Below are 14731 nucleotides of genomic sequence, written 5' to 3'. Positions count from 1 at the left end.
CCAAGTCAATGCGAGTCAGAGGGCAAGCGATAGCTTGCAGCATACTCAATCAAACCAGATTCAAATTCAATGGCTTTTTCATATCCGAGACGGGCGAGTTTTTGTGACACATAGTCACATTGCGGATTAGTATTATCCTTGCCCATAAGTGTCAGAACCCCACTCAAAATAAATAAGGGAAGCTGAAGGCGTGGGAAACGGTAATCGGGGATATTCAGTTCCCGCATTAAAATGCATTCAACGTCACGAAAATTATTCAATGCCGCATCCGCATCCGATACCATAAACACTTGGCCATCAAAGGTATCACTACTTTTCTGGAGAAAAACAATCGCGGCGACCACATTAGAAATGTGCACAAGATTCATCCTGCGCTTACCGAACAGGCAAGATTTAAGATAATTACGCACTCGTCTCCCGGCCAATAGGTCATTGGTCAATTTCTTTAAATTCTCGCCATTTTGCCCGAACACGGCGGTAGGACGTAGTATCACAGTTTGAAAATTACCCTGTGCTGCAGCAATAATCATCTGCTCAACTTTTAGTTTGGTGACCGCATAGTCAGTAATCGGGAAGCAAAGGTCCTCCTCAGAGACTGTGCTTTTAACCGCACGCCCACTCACCATTGCCGTGCTCAGATGAATCAGACGATTTACGTTTGCTGCTCTACATGCATTCGTCAAATTAAGGGTTGCGGCCAGGTTCTTGCTCTCCCCTGCCCCCCCCAAATATGCGAGATGAATAACGGTGCAACCAGGCTCAAAAAGTGTATTTAAAGAAGCAGGATCACAAAGATCCCCTTCTATCAATTCAACATCGTTGGAATAGTTTTTTTTAGCTTCATCTTCTTGAAAGGATCTCGTCAATATCTTGATCCGCACATTTGCAAAGCTCGTTAATTCAGCGACAAGATGACGACCTATATAACCCGATGCACCGACTACTACCACTGTATTCATTGGGCTACTGATCTGGATTCTGGGTTAAGCAAAGAAACAAGTTGTTTCCCATCGCAGGGAGTCTCGGTCAGTATTAGCAATACGGCTGCGAAAAATAAAAAACTGGATGATGAAAAATAACCCACTCCACGAAGAAAGAGATCAATGCCATACATTAAAAAACATGCAAAAAGAAATATTTTTTTAGGACTGTAATTCGCCGTCGTTTTCTTGCAAACAGCAAATAGTACTCTCGCGCATTTTATTGAATAGCCAATATAGAGCGAGATCAATGCGATACCCACCACACCAAATTCCCCAATCAATTTGGGCGCAACTGCCCCCCCATCAAGCAAATTTAAATCCGCGCCGTTTAATTTTTTTATTGCTTCCATTAGCTCCCCACGCTCACCGATGATTCCAAACTGCTGAAAACCGACGCCCAGCCCATTGGTGTTCAATAAGTTCAGATACGCACGTTCCCAGCCAGATAAAAAAACCATTGCCGATCGATTCTGACTATCTGGGGACAGTATTAAACGATCGACATAATAATAATGATCAATCGGAGCAATCATCAATGCAAGAAGTCCGACAGGAATAAGGTAAAGCCATTGTTTAAATGAACTCACAAAGGCAGCAACGATGGAAACACCAGCCACAAGTACCAAATTTTCTAAAGAAAAAGCTATAGCGTAGCCCAATGCAATAAGAATGATTTTGTATGTCGCATTTGCTGTAACTACCAAATACAAGAAAAATGGCAAAAAACTCAATGCGAAATGTGATGGTTCCGAGAAAAAGAAAACCGGTTTAATCGCCTTTGGGGAAAAAGGTGAGAAACCTGACAATGCAAATAAACTTGCTATGACGAGTGAATAAAACACAAACTTCACGGCAAAATCGAAATGCGAATCAAGCACACGGAAGCTTAACTTCACAAAAGCCCAAACGCCCAAGCAAAAAACAAAAGAAAAGAGTAATGATTTCAGCAAACGTGCACTATTCAAATCGCTCCGAATACTGAGACTCACAACGCTATGAACAAAAAGGGTAATCGCTAAAATCCCGACAAAATAAATAAGGGATCGCGTAATTAAAACCGGTTGAAACTCATGGCCTCTTGCTCTAATGGTGTAAAAAATGTACCCCAATATGTATAGGCAAGCTAGTAAAAATACCCCACTCGACATAGATGAGGCAGTCCCAATCATATATCCAAGTGGAGGTAAAACCACTGTCATTAACAACGCAACGGCATAACATATAGGATAAAAAGAGAGCTTCATTAATTACAACATTCGCAGTTCGTTCCAACCCTTCTATAAAGGTCAGCAGTGTCTAATTTCGTAATTGGCTACGCAACTTCCATTTGAAAATTGCGTAATATTTTTCAAGTTGGCACATAAAAATGCTGCGCTGACCTGTAGTTTTTTTTGCCCTAGTGGTTTCATTAAAAACCTGAATATTTGCGTCGCTTACTCCACCGACCTGCATATCAACGGTAACAAAATCCAAAAAATGTGCATTCAACGTTGAGCCTGCTCGAAGCAAAAATTCATAATCTCCGCTAATCCTGTAGGAATCATCGAACAGGCCATATTCTTCAAATAAAGTCCATCGATGCAAAGACCCCACGTGCGCTACATTCATGTACTTACGGAAAACTGCCCATCTCCAAGGTGCACCAACTACACGCAACTTGGTCGTATGATTTACTAAATTTACTCTCGAAGAAACATATTCGAGTTTAACATCTGAGCAATTACTTATAAAAGATGCATAAGCTTCTATCGCACCATCAGTATATGCATCATCGGCACCTAGAAATGCAATCCAATCCCCACTCGCAAGCCGAACCCCTTTATTCCATGCATCATAAATACCAGTATCAGATTCACTAACCCAATAATCTATTGCGTATTGATATTTTTTAATGATATCAATGCTGTTATCTGTTGAACCACCATCAATGACGATGAATTCGATATTGGAATAGGATTGGTTTATGACGCTTAATATAGCCTTTTCAAGTGTTTTTTCAGCATTAAATACAACCGTTATAACAGTGATTAATGGCAGATGCACCTCTGCTTTTTCTAAAAATACAGATTGTCCAGCAAGGTCTGCTTTCTTAAAATAACCTTTAGTGCGATTACCTCCCTCAACTCTGCGCGAGTTAGTCGAAGGTAAAAACAATAACGGTTCGAACTTATTACTAGGAAGTTTACGTAGACCTGGAGCTTTACGCGTGACGCAACGAGTAGTGCTATAGCTCGGGCTTAGACAAATTACATCAGTCATTCGCAATTTTCATTATTATGTTGACAACATTGCATTGTAATCTAAGAGCTACCAAGAAGTCCCGCACAGGTATGCGAGAACTTTATTGCAAATTACATATTGAAATGCATTTCAATATTGCTTGAAACTCACACCTTAACTCTAGGAACTAGCTCGCCCCAATGTACACTTTTCGGCTTAACGACATCAATACTTATGTCATCATTATCAATGTGACATCTGCAAACTTATTTGCAAAAGACATTGAAAGTTATAAGCGAGCTTCAGTTTTCCATGCAACGCTGTCTTTTTTCAAATTGCATCAATCTTAAAAGTAGCCCATCTTCAGCGACCCTACGTTGCGCATTAATTTCTTGCAACCTTATGCTCCCTTTTTGAATCATTGCATTACAAAATAGCGTATCGGAGCACTCATTCATTGCAGACGCTAAATCATGCGCGTCATCTGGATTCACTAATCGCGCGGCATTTCCAGCTTGGGCACCAAACGGCAATGAGTAAATTAAAGGCTTACCAAACATCCAAGCTTCCAATGGCGGTAAATTTGTTGGACCAAAGTATGTAGGCATTATTACTGCTTTGCAACTTTCATACAATCCACGCATATCCTCTGCTGCCACAAAACCTAAAAAATGAACTTGGTCTTTAAGCTTATTTTGGTTTACAAAGCGTTCAATATGTACACGATTACCAAAATCCCCCCCCGCAAAAACAACATTGAACTGTATCCCACGCTCTTTCAATAGAATTAATGCTTCAAGAATACGTATGTGGTTCTTATGTGCCCAGAACTGAGCTGGATAAAAGAAATACCCTCTTTCTAAACCGTATTTCTTTAACACATCGCCATCATTTTGAAGCTCACTACGCTCTAGAAATGGTGCTGGCGCAAATGGCATTGGCAACAATCGCTCTCGATCAACGCCATATCTATGCGAAATATTATCCGCCAACTGCTCTGAGTCCGTCAGAACCACAACTGCTGGCGATAAGTGATTTTGATAATAATGATCTCGAGCATAGAATTGGTTGAAATTTCGAACTTCTGGAAACTCAGGTCTATCACGGTGACAAAGATCCCACACCGTCACAATGTAATTAAGTTTCTGTAAAGCTGGGGATATAACGGAAGGTGTCACGAAGTAAACCAAGTTACAACCACGTGCCATTAACTTTTTTTCAAATGGCCCCAAGTATTTAATTCGACTTTGTATAGATTGCCACCACACATTAAGACTCAGCTTGGCAAGCAGCTTATCAACAAATGAAAGTGAAAACACAACCGCATTTACCCCTAACTTTTCTAGCGAGATAATATTTTCTGACCTGCTTGTGAAAACCTCAAACTCGAATTGACCTTTACAAATCTTTTGCATTTGCAGAATTGCATTTAAGGCTTGATTAAATCCACCACCGGCAGTAATGGAGTTTTCAAGAATCGCAACAACTTTCATATCAAGCACGCACCAATAAATGGAATCCACCCCAAGTATTCGCATTAAGAGGCGTATCTGTCATCCACGCGTGGCTACTTGATTCTTTAAACTTCTCAACACCATAACATTGCAATTCTGGTAAAAACAAATATCGCATGCGATGTCTTTCCGTAATCTGCTCTACCTGACCAGTGACCTTCACCTCAACAAATACGGTGTAATTCACATCCACAACATTATCGTTTACGTACATGACAGGCTCCGCGATACGAACTACTTTTATCTCATCATCCTCCAGTCGCCTGACTCGCACATCAGGTTTTTGCATGAGGACTGCTGGGCCATACCAATAATCAAACAGGAAGAGTCCTCCTGCAGACAAATGAGTTGCTGCAGTTTCAAATGCGTCATTCAAATCGACGTTTGTCGCCTGATAACTCATTACATGAAAGAGTGAAATCACTACATCATAAGTCCCCCCCGTACGAACAGTACGGGCATCACCGAGAGTAAACGACATTCTGGCAGCGACATCAGGTGGTAAAGTAGCTTTCCGTGCCTCGGCACGCATAAGCATAGACTCACTCAGATCGACACCATGTACGGTGTAGCCCATGCGAGCAAGATGTTCTGCATGTGCCCCTGTGCCACATCCTAACTCCAAAATACGCAATGCATGCGGTGCCTTCGCACGAATATGTGAAGCCACATACTCGGCCTCGGCAGCGTAATCTTTATCCCGATACAACAGATCATAGTAACGTGCATAGGTATCGAACACGGAGCTCATCCCAACACCTCCCACACTGCTTGTGCAGCCGACTCCATTTGTGCCTCAGTTACTGCCAAGCCACTAGGAATATAGAAACCCTGACGATATAACCGTTCAGCAACCGGATAACTCTCCCCTTCAAACAACCCCATGCGTCGAAGTACCGGCTGCATGTGCATAGGGCAAAAAAATGGACGCGTGCCAACTCCTTTTCCAGCTAACCGCCGCATGGCCTCCTCTGCATTGATACCCAACTCATCGTTCAGTAACAAACCAAATACCCAATAAATATTCTCAGCATAGTCAGTCTTTACTAGTGGCAACTGTGCCCCTGGCAAATCCGCAAGAAGTTGACTATAACGTTTACCCATGTGGCGCTTGCGCTGCACAAACTCACTCAACCGCTCTATTTGCGCCAATCCCAACGCAGCCTGCAAATTAGTCATACGCAAGTTCCAGCCCAGTCGCTCATGCACAAAGCGCTTCTTGGGCTGAAAACAGAGATTGCGCAAGCTACGGCAATCTTCAATCAATTGATCATCGTTGGCTACGATCATGCCGCCTTCCCCAGTCGTGATATGTTTGTTGGGATAAAAACTGAATGTACTGATATCCCCAAAACTCCCACAAGGTTTGCCTTTGTAAGTCTGCCCATGCATCTCTGCAGCATCTTCAATAATTTTCAAACCATGGCGTGCAGCAATATCCAGTACAGGATCCATATCCACAGGTAAGCCATAGATATGCACCACCATTATGGCTTTGGTACGCGGGGTAATTTTTGCCTCGATCTGGGTTACATCCATGTTCCAAGTAACAGGGTCACTATCCACCAATACCGGCTTTGCCCCAGCACGAACGATTTGACCGATACAAGAAATGATGGTGAAGGTCGGCATGATAACTTCATCGCCAGCACCGATGCCCAGCGCCTCCACTGCAGCATCGAGCGCGGCAGTGCCATTAGTTACAGCAACGCCCTGCTTACGTCCAACCGATGCAGAAAACAACTCTTCAAATTGCTTTATGAATGGACCTTCAGATGAAATCCATCCAGTTTCTATACATTCCAACAAGTACTTTTTTTCATTGCCATCCAACAATGGCTCATTAACGGGAATCATTCAGTTCTTTCCTCGCATTTTTAAATCACTAGCCTTAATAGGATCAAACCGAGTCTTATCATGATCTCCCGCATACGGTCCCTGCTTGACTTCGATGATCTCTGTTGGCTCCAACATCTCAAAGCCATGGCCACCATAAGCAAGCATAATGACATCTCCAGTTTCCAAAATAGTGCTCTCTAAATAATCCTGATCATCAGAGTAAAAATCGACCCTTAGTTGACCACTCTTAATGAATAACACTTCCTTGGTGTACTGGACTTCACGCACTACTGGATTATGTACGTGAGGTGGAATGATGTATCCAGCAGGACGGTTCATATATCCAATTTGCTGAGAATAGGTACCCGGGGTAAAAAACTCGATACCATCCTTTTTAAAAGAATGACGGATGATAAGCGCGAGTTCAATGTCTTTATATACGATGCGTTCAATCACGATTGAGATATTCCAGAATTTGTTTTGCTTCGACAGCCAGCGATTCAACGCTAAAATTTTTATTAACCAGATCGTGACAATTTACTGCAAGATTAGCAGCGAGCTCTTTATCATCAAGTAACTTTACTATCGCCATAGCAAAATTTTCAGGTTCATCAGCGATCAAGATGTGCTCACCATCCACGACAGGAATGCCTTCAGCCCCTAGAGTTGTCGAAACAAGCGGCACTTTACATGCCCCAGCCTCAAGAATCTTGAATCTAGTGCCAGACTCAAATTTCAAAGGGACCAACGCAACATCCGTGTTGCACAAATAAGGTAAAACGGTTTCCAAACGCCCTGTAACCGTAACATTGGGACCAGTCAAGTGACCAAAACCTAACTCAGAATTTCGCCCGACAATATAAAAATGCACATTCGGATGAGTCTTAAGCACATGCGGAAAAACCTCTTCCAGCATCCAGCGTGCAGCTGTATCCATAGGACTATGGTAATGCCCAAAACTCCCTGCCAAATAAATTGACGGCCGCTGAAATCCTGCTGGTGGTAGAGGTGGCCGTCTATAACTATCAATATCAATTACATTGGAAAATACTTGAACCCGGCTCGGGTCCTTAGCAATATTTCTGTAATACTCAGCATCGACTTCTGATACAGCGGTTGTAACATCACACAGCTCAACCCAAGCACGTTCTTCCAACTCTTTTTTTCTGCCAGCACGCCATACTGCCAATTTCCTTGTCCCTTTTACATATGGCAATTCGCGAAGTACGAAACGGGACCACACACTATCGGTATCACATACAACTTTCAGGTTAGGTCGTTGGGCTTTGATGTATTTAATCAATGGATATGAAATATTCCCATATCCAAACCATAAAACATCAATCTCCCGACGATCAACATGATCTAGAATATATTTGGCATGCTTCACGATCCGTGTATTAAAAAGCCGATTCGAAATTTTCTCGATTAATGAGATGCAACGAGAGAGGAAGTCTTCTGGCGCTGCATTAAATAATGTATGGTATTCAGATGCATATTGGCGAAAAAAATTACCCGTTGCCTCAACAGTTTCAGCAGGTTCGCTAGTTCTATATATGATGTCGAGCTCACTAGCTCTTGACAATGCCTTTATAGAATTTTCAATTCTTAATTGAGGCCCACCTGCGGCAGGGTGCTCAAGAATCGGCGTAGTAAATAATACTTTCATTGATTTCTTTCGAGATGCTCAATATCTGTAAGCACCATTTCTTTTACCATCTGCTTGAATGACTTTGTCGGCTGCCAACCCAATGTATGTCGAGCTTTGCTTGAGTCACCGCATAAAGAAACAACCTCACCAGGTCGAAAATGGTCAAGGTTTGTATGGATATAGGCTTCATAGTCCAAGCCAACCACAGAAAATGCCTCACTTAAAAAATCCCTAACTGAATGCAACACTCCAGTAGCAATTACATAATCTTCAGGTTTTTCCTGCTGAAGCATAGCGTGCATAGCTACCACGTAGTCAGGTGCATATCCCCAATCCCTAAGCGCATCGATATTCCCAAGCTCCAAACGATCCGCCAACCCTAAATGTATCTTCGCTACAGTGGTACTGATTTTTCTAGTAACGAACTGATAGCCTCGACGCGGAGATTCGTGATTATAAAGAATGCCTGCTGCGACAAATAATTTATGGTGCTCGCGGTAGTTACGCGCCAAGTGAAAAGCCGCTAATTTGGAAATACCATAAACGGATCTAGGATTAAAAGGTGTTGATTCATTTTGCGGTGAAAATCTGGCGTTCCCAAACATTTCACTCGATCCAGCAAAATAAACACGACAATGAGGACTTAACTCTTTCACACTAGCCAACAGCGCGTGCGTAGCTGTAAAGTTGTTAGACAAAACTGAAGCTTCATCGTCAAATGTATAACTTACAAAGCTGGATGCCGCTAAGTGGTAGCACTCATCTGGACGAACATTTGCAACAATCTTATATATTGAAAGATGATTATCAACGGCTCCGACATGAAGTTTAAGTTTATCAATTAAATGAAGAATATTGACCAGCCGGTGCGAAGCGTCCTCAATAGCTTCGCGCCGCACAATTCCATGAACTTCATAGCCAAGGGTCAACAACAATTCTGCCAAATAGGAGCCATCTTGGCCGTTAATTCCTGTAATTAATGCTCTTTTCATCGCCTTCACGAGCCTATAAGTAGGCAATCTACCGTTTGGTATAAATATTTAATTGGTTTATTTAGGCGCTCATTGAAACTAACAACGTTTACATTGATTTAAAAATTTTATTCATTGCAATCAGCGTATGTGATGTTCCTTCGCCCGGATTGTATAGCAGATCAACCGCAATTTTTTTACGTGCTGATGACAACTCATCTTGGAATTCAATCGAATGCTTAATAACACTCTCCAGAGATTCTAAATTTTCCACTATATAACTTGCATTTCTTCCATTATTAAATAAGTCGTTTGATTTAGACATTTCCCCATCCTGCCCCCAGCTCGGCAATACTTCCTCGAAATATTCAGGGCAATCTATACAAACTACGGGTTTGTCCTCAATAAAAAACCCCATTGCAACGCCACTAAAATCAGTTACCAGCACATCGGCTAATTTAAACAGAGGATTTATTTGTTGCGGTTTATATAAGTAAATATTGTCATATTTTTCGCAAATATCTTTTAATATCAGCGCCCAATTTTTTTTCCCTGTATAAAATTCGTAGTCCTTTGATAATTCGCTAACTAAGGATGCTGGATGTAATTTGATGATCACATTAAAATTTTGCATGCCACCGAATTTATCAAGTAATTCGACACCATATTTGCGTAGCGCCCCACCAGGATCCCATGCCGGAGCAAAAAGTAATGTATTGCGATTTGGATCTAAGCCCAATTCATTTTTCAAGGCATCTTCTTGATATAGACTATTTAATTGTGCGTCATATTTTGGATAGCCGACTTCCCAAAATTTCATATGACTTATGCAGCTAGGATTATCCTTAACAACAAAATTTAAGATATGTCGATCACGGGGTCCATAGAGAAAATAATGATTAAAAGAATTTAAGTTCTCAACAGACCATTTCGTGTGCTTTCCTGGAAATCCATGTCCGACATAGCAAACGTCTTTAACATTCCGAGACCTGCAAGATATTTCCGCATGCAAAGCAAGATCAATGCCCTTAATGTGGCGATATATACCCGGAGTGATAAATTTTATTGACTGGAATATATCAATTTTTTCCTCATTTTTGACATAGCAGTCATTCACTATGAAATAGTGATAGCTATTATTATTTTTTACCGATAAACGATATATATCTTCAAAAAATTGTTGTTGGCCAACATTACTCATAACCAAAGCAATAATTTTATGAGACTTTTTTTTAGCGTTTATTTCTTTCTGAAATGAGCTAATTTTATTGATAAGTAATAAGTACTCTGTTTTTTTGATTTGATGCAAAACAGCATGCTTAAATTTTCTCAAAATTGATTTAATCATTTTCTATACATTCAAGCCGCTGTCTTGTAATTTCACTTTCTAAATCCCCCACCGTATCTACTTCTACCCATCCGCCATTCACCGTTACTGCATCCACTCGGATGTTTAAATCTATCATTGCTTGTAACAAGTCCGTCATATACGCCTTCTCTAGTGATTTACCGCGTAATTGCCCTAAGAGTTTCGCGCCATGAAACGTTTTTTTTAATAGATCCATACCTTTTGCTGAAAACTTCATCAAACCCATATATTGCCCATCAATATCAGCAAGTGATTCTGGTTTTTGACCGATCTCAAGAATACGCCCATCGGTTCCGAGTTTCAGTGTTTCAGCATCATCCAAAGGATTTTCATTTCGCATGCGCCAGTACGCCTCCCAATCAAGATCAATAGCAACGGCAATGTCGGCGTCTGATGCAAGCACTGCTTTCAGAATCGCTCTAGAATAGACAATATCACCGTAACAAATGAGAACATCTCCTTGCAAATCATCCTCTGCTGAAAATAAGGTCCACACCATGTTAGTTTCCGCATAGCGGGGATTGACCCGAAGTTCAAGCTCCGGACGTTGTAACATTGGGAATAAATATCCGCCGATAATAATGATCGGGGCAATAGGCTCTGTTGTAAGTATCGATAATTGGCGATCAAGTAGGCTCACTCCATCCACCTCAACCAGACACTTCGGCCGATCAAGTGTATAAGGGCGTAGACGAGTGCCTTCACCTGCTGCCAAAATAATTGCCTTGTATGTTTTTTTAATGTTCACGGAATAACCTAATTAGTCTTTGCGTATCTTCAATTGCAAATTGATTTTCACGTTCCGGATGCCACATCCAGCCTTCCCAAGGCAATTCAGTATGGCGAATTGCCTCTATTTCTCCATCTTCAGATGTAGCAATTACTTCAAAATTATTCGGGCAAAATGAAAGCGACCAATTATGAAAACTATTGACAGTTTTCGGCCAAATATTCATTGCGGTACACGGACTCAATATGTGACGAACACCGACGTGCGATGCCACCTTGATCAAACTCCCCCCGGCCCATACCCCCATCATTTGCATTCCTCTACAAATACCGAGGACGGGAAGTCGATGCAATGCAGCCCACGACAATAAGCAACGCTCCGTAACATCTCGTTCTGGAAACTCACCGATATCATTCCCTCCAGAAAGAATAACGGCATCAGGCTTTACGGCTGCAAGCCATTTTTGGAGTGACACGTCATGAATCCCACCCAAATGATCCTTAGTAGTCAATGAATTTGGTACCGGAAGCGGGCAAAATTTGGCGTCAACCAACCATTTGATAAACCGCTGGTCCAACGCATCTCGCGATTCATTTCTGTCTTTTATTTGATCGATACGTTGTGAAACAGCGATCAAAATTCTCGCAGAATTTCCCATTAAAACTTGCGCGCAATGATAACGTAAATGTTGCAAAACTGATGCGCAAAAAATCGCATAAGAAATTTTTGCAAACGTTGGCCTAACCACGATAAACGATACCCGTCTACACGAGCTCGCTCCTCATTAAAAACCTTTTGCGATGAAGCTCGAAAAACACGGAATTTGTATAGGATCGGCATGTTCTCGACAGGGAATACAGCCTCGACGAAAAAACCAGCACGCTCAAACAAATGCCTATATTCCTTTTTTGTTAAATTCATTTTATGAAAAGAACGCCCGACTTTACCGTCATTTTTTGTTTTTGAACGTCTATCAGATAGCCAATCCGTAAGTCTAGTTTGAATATTATCAGCTCGAAACGAAGCGCAGACTGCACCGCCATGTTTAATCACGCGATATGTTTCTGAAATCGCTGCATCTAGACCATTTTCGATATTGTGATAAAGCCCAAACGCCAGTGCACAATCAAAAGATTGATCTGAAAATTGCAAGTTAGCAATATCTCCGACGCTCACCTTCAGAGAATTATCAATTTCCTCAAGTTTTTTAATGGCGACGTCAATATAATCAATCCCAATAATATTGTATCCCTTGTTATGATAGTAACGAAGGATGCGCCCAGCACCACAACCGGCCTCGAGAATTTTCGCTTCCGGATTTTTGACAATCATTTCGGCATACTTAAGCGGATAAGCATTCAAATTCTTCATAGGCATATCCGCAGGAATATCCTCCCAGCGAGCAGTCCAATACTCCTTAGCACCTCGCGTGCGATAGGTTACTCGCATAAACTTCGTCCACCTTTATCGAGAATTGCAATATGTTTTAAAACCGGGTGAATTATGTAGTAAGTTTCCCCGCCCGAGTTCTCCTCAAGCTCACACGTCCAAAAACCCGATCGCACATAGTTCTGTAAAGTCTCAACTAATATTTTGGCGCGAGCAGCAGAATCGTAAATATGATCAATGGCGAGACGATTATTCGGCGCAGGAAATTTTCGTCTTAAAATTACAGGTCCACTATCAATTTCCTCAACTAAGAAAAGAGAAGAAGCTCCAACAGTTTCATCGACTAGCAAACTATAAAAATTGGTTGTACTTCCCTTATAGTCTGGGAGATAACCACCATGCACGTGAAGAAAATTCTTCCCACTTGCGAGAACATCTCTTCGCAAAAGAACTCCACCAACCCCAGAATATATGAACGTGGACTCAGAACTTTCCGAGAGAAGCTTACTTACTAATGGATGATTGATGTCATTCGTTTCCAATACTTCATATGGAATGTTTGACGCATTTAAATCCAAGAGAATTGATCGAGTTGGGTCAAAATGAGCTTCACTCCAGCACTCCTCCTCCTCTGGAGCATAATAGACTTTTTCTTTAGCATTAGCTTCGGGATTAATTTGTCCGGGTAATGTACCTGATGCATCTTGCCTCAACAGGATTACAAAATTCGGCAATAGATTATTCCTTATCAGCGCTTGCAAATAAGCACGCGATCGAGAAGTATCAGACGCAATCATTCCGATTTCAATCAGAATCAAGGGCTACTCCCTTCCTAGCCAATAAGCTTTGAATACTCACAATTTCTGCAGCCAAAACCAATCGCAGACCTCTCTGCGGCAACTCCAATACACCTCTTTGGAGAAGCAACGAACAAAGTAAATCGCATATTTTCAAAAGCGTATTCAAATATTTAATTTCATGCGATTTTGAATAAAATAATGACAAAGAAAGTGCCAATAGCCAGTAAAGACGAATGTCATCATTAGCCCCATCTCCCTTTCTAAAGCCGGGGAGGTAATACATAAATAATTTCTTAGTTACTTCAAAACGCTGAATTAAACGGTCGAGCCAAATTTTAATAGTTGCAGATGATGGATCCTGCAATTGCAAGGAAATCATTGATTCCAATAATTCGAGCGTAACAACACGGCACTCTAGAGAAAACTCATCATATTGCTGCACCATTGAATTTATGGTATTTCTAAAGTTACCCGCAGAGAGTTCAGAAAAATCAGGCCCTACCAATAAACAGAATTCCTTCTGTTTATTAAAAAAAGGGGCCAAGAAATTCTCGTTCATTTGAACAAAAGCTGCATTCAGAAATGCATCATCGATATTTGTCTCGTTGTCTTTTTTGTCTAAAGAATTGATCGCTTGCAATCTACTTTCAATATACGATCGTAGAAAAGGAGTGCCTTCAAAAGTGGTATACATATATGTATGAGGATAGTCTAGGCGGTTAATCGCGCTATATTGATACATCATGCAAGACCATTCTGAATTTTTTCAGCAATCTCTCCGGCATAACTCAGCAAATTTTCCTTGGCATTGTCATTGCTGATAATCATGTGCGCCTCTTGAGGTCGCAAAAATGGAATGTCCAACCCTGCTACGTCGCGAATTTCTCCTGCACGAAACTTTCGATATATTCCTTTTGAGTCTCTAGTCTCTAGTTCTTGCAAGGGCACATCTATAAAAACTTCAAAATAACTTTTCAGATGCATCCGATTCCAAGCTCTGGATTCCGGGAATAAGGATAAAATGGCACAAACCACATTAATATTTTGGGACTCGAGAAACTTGCAGAGCTGGCAAATTCTTTCAGCATTTCTTAAACGATCATCAATCGTATATCCCAAATCATTGCCAAACATTTCTCGAACGGCATCGCCGTCGATCAACACTACATTATCCTGTCGTGCACGTACTTTTTCAACGACAGCGTTAGCCAGCGTCGTTTTACCTGCTCCGGACAATCCGATGATCCAAACAACCATAAATATCT

The 14731-nt window shown here is 41.4% G+C and carries 16 protein-coding genes; all 16 read right to left on the bottom strand.

Translation table 11 applies throughout. The annotated features are described in order from the left end of the window. Positions 1–5: 5 nt before the first annotated feature. On the bottom strand, positions 6–959 hold the full coding sequence (locus tag BQ6873_RS00575; protein WP_076590909.1) for an NAD-dependent epimerase/dehydratase family protein: 954 nt from the start codon (positions 957–959) through the stop codon (positions 6–8). Beyond that, positions 956–2227, bottom strand: coding sequence for a hypothetical protein (locus tag BQ6873_RS00570; protein ID WP_076590908.1), 1272 nt, complete (start codon positions 2225–2227; stop codon positions 956–958). Before BQ6873_RS00570 ends, BQ6873_RS00575 begins: the two co-directional genes overlap by 4 nt. A 52-nt stretch (positions 2228–2279) precedes the next feature. After that, positions 2280–3242, bottom strand: a complete 963-nt coding sequence (locus BQ6873_RS00565; protein WP_083664347.1) for a glycosyltransferase family 2 protein — start codon at positions 3240–3242, stop codon at positions 2280–2282. Positions 3243–3505: 263 nt separating this feature from the next. Next, positions 3506–4696 (bottom strand): glycosyltransferase family 4 protein, encoded by a 1191-nt coding sequence (locus tag BQ6873_RS00560; protein ID WP_076590907.1) that lies wholly within the window; start codon positions 4694–4696, stop codon positions 3506–3508. A 1-nt stretch (position 4697) separates the two neighbouring features. After that, a complete protein-coding gene (locus BQ6873_RS00555) occupies positions 4698–5468 on the bottom strand; it encodes a class I SAM-dependent DNA methyltransferase (protein WP_076590906.1) in 771 nt (256 codons plus the stop codon). Beyond that, positions 5465–6574, bottom strand: a complete 1110-nt coding sequence (locus tag BQ6873_RS00550; RefSeq protein ID WP_076590905.1) for a DegT/DnrJ/EryC1/StrS family aminotransferase — start codon at positions 6572–6574, stop codon at positions 5465–5467. Before BQ6873_RS00550 ends, BQ6873_RS00555 begins: the two co-directional genes overlap by 4 nt. Next, entirely contained in the window at positions 6575–7012 is a 438-nt protein-coding gene (locus BQ6873_RS18190; RefSeq protein ID WP_076590904.1) for a cupin domain-containing protein, read from the bottom strand. Next, entirely contained in the window at positions 7005–8225 is a 1221-nt protein-coding gene (locus BQ6873_RS00540; RefSeq protein WP_076590903.1) for a glycosyltransferase family 4 protein, read from the bottom strand. Before BQ6873_RS00540 ends, BQ6873_RS18190 begins: the two co-directional genes overlap by 8 nt. Then, the gene (locus tag BQ6873_RS00535) at positions 8222–9199 is read right to left on the bottom strand and encodes a GDP-mannose 4,6-dehydratase (protein WP_076590902.1); all 978 of its coding nucleotides are present in this window, start codon (positions 9197–9199) and stop codon (positions 8222–8224) included. The genes BQ6873_RS00540 and BQ6873_RS00535 overlap by 4 nt, the downstream gene beginning before the upstream one ends. Before the next feature lie 88 nt (positions 9200–9287). Next, positions 9288–10526, bottom strand: coding sequence for a CDP-glycerol glycerophosphotransferase family protein (locus BQ6873_RS00530; protein WP_076590901.1), 1239 nt, complete (start codon positions 10524–10526; stop codon positions 9288–9290). Next, positions 10519–11295: a phosphocholine cytidylyltransferase family protein gene (locus BQ6873_RS00525; RefSeq protein ID WP_197685163.1), complete on the bottom strand. Its 777-nt coding sequence runs from the start codon at positions 11293–11295 to the stop codon at positions 10519–10521. Before BQ6873_RS00525 ends, BQ6873_RS00530 begins: the two co-directional genes overlap by 8 nt. Continuing rightward, complete coding sequence (locus BQ6873_RS00520; RefSeq protein ID WP_076590900.1) at positions 11285–11935, bottom strand: gamma-glutamyl-gamma-aminobutyrate hydrolase family protein; 651 nt, start codon at positions 11933–11935, stop codon at positions 11285–11287. Before BQ6873_RS00520 ends, BQ6873_RS00525 begins: the two co-directional genes overlap by 11 nt. Further along, positions 11935–12726: a class I SAM-dependent methyltransferase gene (locus BQ6873_RS00515; RefSeq protein ID WP_076590899.1), complete on the bottom strand. Its 792-nt coding sequence runs from the start codon at positions 12724–12726 to the stop codon at positions 11935–11937. The genes BQ6873_RS00520 and BQ6873_RS00515 overlap by 1 nt, the downstream gene beginning before the upstream one ends. Continuing rightward, a complete protein-coding gene (locus BQ6873_RS00510) occupies positions 12717–13484 on the bottom strand; it encodes a hypothetical protein (RefSeq protein ID WP_076590898.1) in 768 nt (255 codons plus the stop codon). Before BQ6873_RS00510 ends, BQ6873_RS00515 begins: the two co-directional genes overlap by 10 nt. After that, positions 13471–14211, bottom strand: coding sequence for a hypothetical protein (locus BQ6873_RS00505; RefSeq protein ID WP_076590897.1), 741 nt, complete (start codon positions 14209–14211; stop codon positions 13471–13473). The genes BQ6873_RS00510 and BQ6873_RS00505 overlap by 14 nt, the downstream gene beginning before the upstream one ends. Beyond that, complete coding sequence (locus tag BQ6873_RS00500) at positions 14208–14723, bottom strand: adenylyl-sulfate kinase (protein ID WP_076590896.1); 516 nt, start codon at positions 14721–14723, stop codon at positions 14208–14210. Before BQ6873_RS00500 ends, BQ6873_RS00505 begins: the two co-directional genes overlap by 4 nt. Positions 14724–14731 lie beyond the last annotated feature (8 nt).

Source organism: Herminiimonas arsenitoxidans (assembly GCF_900130075.1).
In the GTDB taxonomy this organism is placed as follows: Bacteria; Pseudomonadota; Gammaproteobacteria; order Burkholderiales; family Burkholderiaceae_D; genus Oxalicibacterium; species Oxalicibacterium arsenitoxidans.
The sequence above is the reverse complement of the archived record's forward strand: the minus strand, read 5'-3'. Positions and strand labels throughout refer to the sequence as shown.